The organism is Galbitalea sp. SE-J8, from assembly GCF_030345695.1.
In the GTDB taxonomy this organism is placed as follows: Bacteria; Actinomycetota; Actinomycetes; order Actinomycetales; family Microbacteriaceae; genus JAUASV01.
The window spans coordinates 1-3,895 of record NZ_JAUASV010000047.1 but is presented as its reverse complement, the minus strand read 5'-3'; the positions used below and the strand labels follow the sequence as shown (position 1 = coordinate 3,895).

Here is a 3,895-nt window from a genome sequence, read left to right as displayed (position 1 = left end):
CACCGACACCGACACCGACACCGACGCCAAGGAGGTCTCCACCGACAGCGCCCTCGAACTCACCGCCTGAACCATCAACAGTTCGAAGGAACCCGAGCTACACCACTACCTGGGGCTTGACCGGGGACTCCGCGCCACGGCGCGAGCGCTGGGACTCGTGTCGGTGCGCAAGGGCCGCATCGCTCCGACTCAGGCAATGGCGAAACGCAGAGATGACCCGCAAGCGATGCTGCGACACGTCAGCGGCCGGCTCCCGCTCGGAACAACCCCCGCCGAGCGGCACGCCGGGTGGATGGCACTCGCCGCCGTCGCGAACGAGACACCCGCTGAACTGTGGGAAGAGAGCATCAGCGAACTCCTGTTCGACCTCGGCTGGCGCGACCGCGAGGACCCCTACCGCGCCCCCTCACCCGACAGTCCCACGCTCGACGCGCTCCGCCTGCTCGCGGGGGCGATGCGGGCGAACGGGAGACCGAAGGGTGTGAACACGGCTGTCGCAGCCATCGCCCGGGCCGTCATACGGGCCTGACCGCAAGGTGGCACCGCAGGAGGGTTTCTGGTCACCAGATTTGGCTGCGGCCAGGTCCGACAGAAACCGTCACAGGTCCGTCCTACCTGTAGCGGTTTCTGTCGGCTCGGACGGCGTGACGGGTGCCGTGTTCCAGTTCCGTTCGGCGGGGCTCGGCGTCGAGCTCGTCGAGCACCGGGTCGACGAGGTCGGCAGCCGCAGCAACGGTGTCGGAGAACCTCTCCGGAAGACTCGCGCCCGCCTCGCCGAGCCCCTTCCGGTAGGCGACATAGGTTGAGTCTCGGAGCACTGCGAGCCCCTCGGTGGCCTGCGCTAACGGAATCAACGTGGTCCCGCGGAAAGTTGCGGTCGCCGTGAGCGCGTCACGCAGTGCTCCGCACTGGAGAGCGTGTGTGCCGGTCAAGAGGTGGATGTCCGCGAAGTCACGCACGCGCGCGTTCGCTCGTCCCAGTTCGATCGCGGTGACGAGCTTCTCTGCGAGTACCGTCTCGATCGGGTAGCCCAGGATACGGATCGGCGGAGCGTCCGGCCGCAGCGACGGCAGCGCGACTGTTCGCGGGGCCGGAGTGACGGGGTCGCCGAAGTTGATGTCGAGCCGCAGCTTGACCTGCGTGGTTGCGAGCCGTGCCGTCATCGTCACCCGCACGCCGGAATACAGGGCATCGTCGCGGATCACTGCGGTGGTGTCGGTCTCAGGCAGGAAACTCGACGCCGTCGTCGGGGTCTTCGATCGCGGCGATGTCAGCGACGCGGCGAGCGACGGTCTCCTCGTCGGAGGCCATGTTGCGCGCGAGGGCGTCGGCGTCGACCGTGGGGCGGCGGGTGCCGAAGGAAGCCAGCAGCATCCCGCCCTTCAGGATGAAATCCTCGGCGTACGGTGGGCGCGACATCCGCGACAGCCAGCGCTCGACGATGTACATCGTGAGCAGTTCCTGCGTGCCACGGTTCTGGCGGCGAGCCTGATTCTGCAGGTCGAGGTATGCGCGCCCTGCGGCACTCTCTCGCGTGGGCCGACTCATCGGGCACTCGCAACATCGAGCGCAGCGCGCATCGGCCCGAACGTCCTCAGCGCCTCCGCGTACTCCAACAGCAGTGCCGGTTTCGAGTTCGACGCTGCCAGGTATCGGTGAAGCGCGGCGTGCGCGATCGGCTCGCCAAGGCGTCTTCGAAATCTCATGAGATCCACCACCGTCCTCGCCGGATCGCAGATGCGCACGGGCTCTCCCGGGCCCGCCTCGAACGCGGTCAAGCCCAGTCCAAACGTGCCCTCCCCGAAGCGAAACACCGTCACGGGCGGGTAGGTGATTGCCGGCGTATGCGACCGTTTGGGAACCGAGATCTGCACAGACGCCGGCATCTCATCCGTCAGTTCGTGGATTGCTGCCGCCGAGACGCAGCACACGATGGCGCGTGGAGCGCGGTGCGCCACGGCGATCATGTCGGGGTAAGACGCCGGGGGCGCGTCTGCTCGACGGAAGACCCCGCGCGAGAGTTCGATGATCCGCCCGCCATCTCGCCAGGCATACAGGTCTCGCGGATGCACACCGTGCGCCCGCGAGGTCTCCGTCGTGAACGTCGACGGGAGCGACTCGTCCAACTCCTTCACGGATACAATCCGTGCATAGGACGATCAATGATGTGCGGTTTTTATCCACCTCTGGTCACGCGCTCTTCTCGTTCCGGTCAACAGCTTGCGGATGAAGCCCCTCTGCGTGTCGATGTCCTGCTCTCCGATCAGCTCTCGTCGCAGCGCATGAACGACCAGGGCCTCCCATCGATCACCCGGCACCCGATCCTCCAGGTCAAGGGTCGCCCGGCGTTCCCCGACCAGGCGACGGCCTACCGGGCCGTGTTCCGGTGGGCGAACCGTTACAACACCCGCCGCCGGCACTCCGCGATCGGCAACATCGCGCCGAACGCCTACGAGGCCGCCGCCTCCGCTATCCTCGCGGAAGCGGCATAACCGAAATGACACCGTGTCCGCGAACCGGGGTCAAGGCCCGACGCCCCCGAACGATCGAAGTCTCACCGATGTCCCGACACATCAACCGTCACCGATGTCCTGATGCAGAACCGTTACCCATGTCTTGAGACATCACAATCTGGTCACCAGACGCCAGATCGGGCCATTCGACGGAGTGAGGAGGGAGCCGGACTTCCTAGAGAACTCTAGCGATTCGTTGCTGGGGCACCTGGACTCGAACCAAGAACAACTGAGGGTCCGGGCTCGGACCAGGGGACGCCACGGCGCCGATCGGGCGAGAATCCGCGGAATTCTGCGGTTCTCATGACCACGACACTACCGGCAACCACCGGCTGGTGCCGGCCGATCTGGGGGTTTCTGGTCACCAATATGGTCACCCGTTCTCGGCGTCGTCGAGCCGCCGGACAGGCACGAACTCGGCGAGCGGTTGCGGGTCCCTGGTGAGGTCGTACTCGCGCAGCAGTGCGATGTACTCCCGCTTGTCGATGCGCCAGTCGTACGTCTCTGCGATCGCCTCGGCGTCCTGTGCCACCAGGAAGACGAGGTCAGCGAGCAGACGCGTGCTTCGCCCATTCCCGTCGACGAAGCCATGGATGCGGACGGTCTCGGCGTGCACCGCGATGCCGAGCTCGCGCGGGGTCCAGTCTTCGGTGTGCTCCCACCGGTAGCGGATGTTGTCGAGCGATCCGCGCAGCTCGACGGCGATGCGCGCATGGTCGACGCCGATGTTGAGGTCGCGTGTTCGGTACCGGCCTGCCCACGTCCACAAGTCGCCGTAGAGCTTCTGGTGCAGCTCGCGGAGGAACGTGTCCCTGAGGATGTCGGCAAGCACGAGCCGCCCGTCGGCGATGTCGTCGAGAAGCGCGATGCTGACCTCGTCGTTGATAGCCTGCTCGGCTTCATACAGGTCGATCTTCTTGGGCTGATCACCGAAGATCTCGCGAGCCTGCGGGGTGAGCGCGTCCGCTTCTTCCGGTTCCAGCGGCGTTTCACCGTAGCCGGGCCCGATTCCCATCAGGCGTGTTGCTTGCGCACCGCAAGGAACCGCTCGACCCGTTCGGAACGAACAGCATCAAGGGGAACCGATCGGTTCTCCAGCGCCGCCGATGCCCGGGTCGAGCGCATGGCGGCACGACGAAGGGCCTCGTGTGTGACGTTCTTGCGCTTCATATGCTCACCTCCGCCGAGTCCTCGACACTCCGATTCTACCGGGTGAGCTTCAATCTGGCGATGCGTTGGTCTTGGCTTAGGTCACGCGCGGGTCAAGCCCCAGGTAGTGGTGTAGCTCGGGTTCCTTCGAACTGTTGATGGTTCAGGCGGTGAGTTCGAGGGCGCTGTCGGTGGAGACCTCCTTGGCGTCGGTGTCGGTGTCGGTGTCGGTG

7 protein-coding genes are annotated in these 3,895 nt (G+C 65.8%); 2 read left to right on the top strand and 5 right to left on the bottom strand.

What is annotated here, in order from left to right:
- The first annotated feature begins 292 nt into the window (after nucleotides 1–292).
- The gene (locus QT381_RS15690) at nucleotides 293–529 is read left to right on the top strand and encodes a hypothetical protein (protein ID WP_289249965.1); all 237 of its coding nucleotides are present in this window, start codon (nucleotides 293–295) and stop codon (nucleotides 527–529) included.
- Nucleotides 530–611: 82 nt separating this feature from the next.
- On the opposite strand, the gene QT381_RS15685 is transcribed toward QT381_RS15690, so the two are convergent.
- From QT381_RS15685 to QT381_RS15675, 3 genes are read right to left on the bottom strand one after another with little or no spacing between them, the layout of a single operon-like run.
- A complete protein-coding gene (locus QT381_RS15685; protein WP_289249964.1) occupies nucleotides 612–1,205 on the bottom strand; it encodes a nucleotidyl transferase AbiEii/AbiGii toxin family protein in 594 nt (197 codons plus the stop codon).
- Nucleotides 1,206–1,221: 16 nt separating this feature from the next.
- Nucleotides 1,222–1,548, bottom strand: coding sequence for a nucleotidyl transferase AbiEii/AbiGii toxin family protein (locus QT381_RS15680; protein ID WP_289249963.1), 327 nt, complete (start codon nucleotides 1,546–1,548; stop codon nucleotides 1,222–1,224).
- Nucleotides 1,545–2,135, bottom strand: coding sequence for a type IV toxin-antitoxin system AbiEi family antitoxin domain-containing protein (locus QT381_RS15675; protein ID WP_289249962.1), 591 nt, complete (start codon nucleotides 2,133–2,135; stop codon nucleotides 1,545–1,547). Before QT381_RS15675 ends, QT381_RS15680 begins: the two co-directional genes overlap by 4 nt.
- A gap of 147 nt (nucleotides 2,136–2,282) precedes the next feature.
- Here QT381_RS15675 and QT381_RS15670 point away from each other — a divergent pair, with 147 nt between their 5' ends.
- Nucleotides 2,283–2,492 carry an integrase core domain-containing protein gene (locus QT381_RS15670; protein WP_289249966.1) on the top strand — a complete coding sequence of 70 codons (210 nt, stop codon included), beginning with the start codon at nucleotides 2,283–2,285 and terminating at the stop codon, nucleotides 2,490–2,492.
- Between the two features lie 394 nt (nucleotides 2,493–2,886).
- On the opposite strand, the gene QT381_RS15665 is transcribed toward QT381_RS15670, so the two are convergent.
- Together QT381_RS15665 and QT381_RS15660 are read right to left on the bottom strand one after the other, a co-directional pair.
- Nucleotides 2,887–3,528, bottom strand: a complete 642-nt coding sequence (locus QT381_RS15665) for a Fic family protein (RefSeq protein ID WP_289249961.1) — start codon at nucleotides 3,526–3,528, stop codon at nucleotides 2,887–2,889.
- Nucleotides 3,528–3,683, bottom strand: a complete 156-nt coding sequence (locus tag QT381_RS15660) for a hypothetical protein (RefSeq protein ID WP_289249960.1) — start codon at nucleotides 3,681–3,683, stop codon at nucleotides 3,528–3,530. Before QT381_RS15660 ends, QT381_RS15665 begins: the two co-directional genes overlap by 1 nt.
- Between the last annotated feature and the right edge of the window lie 212 nt (nucleotides 3,684–3,895).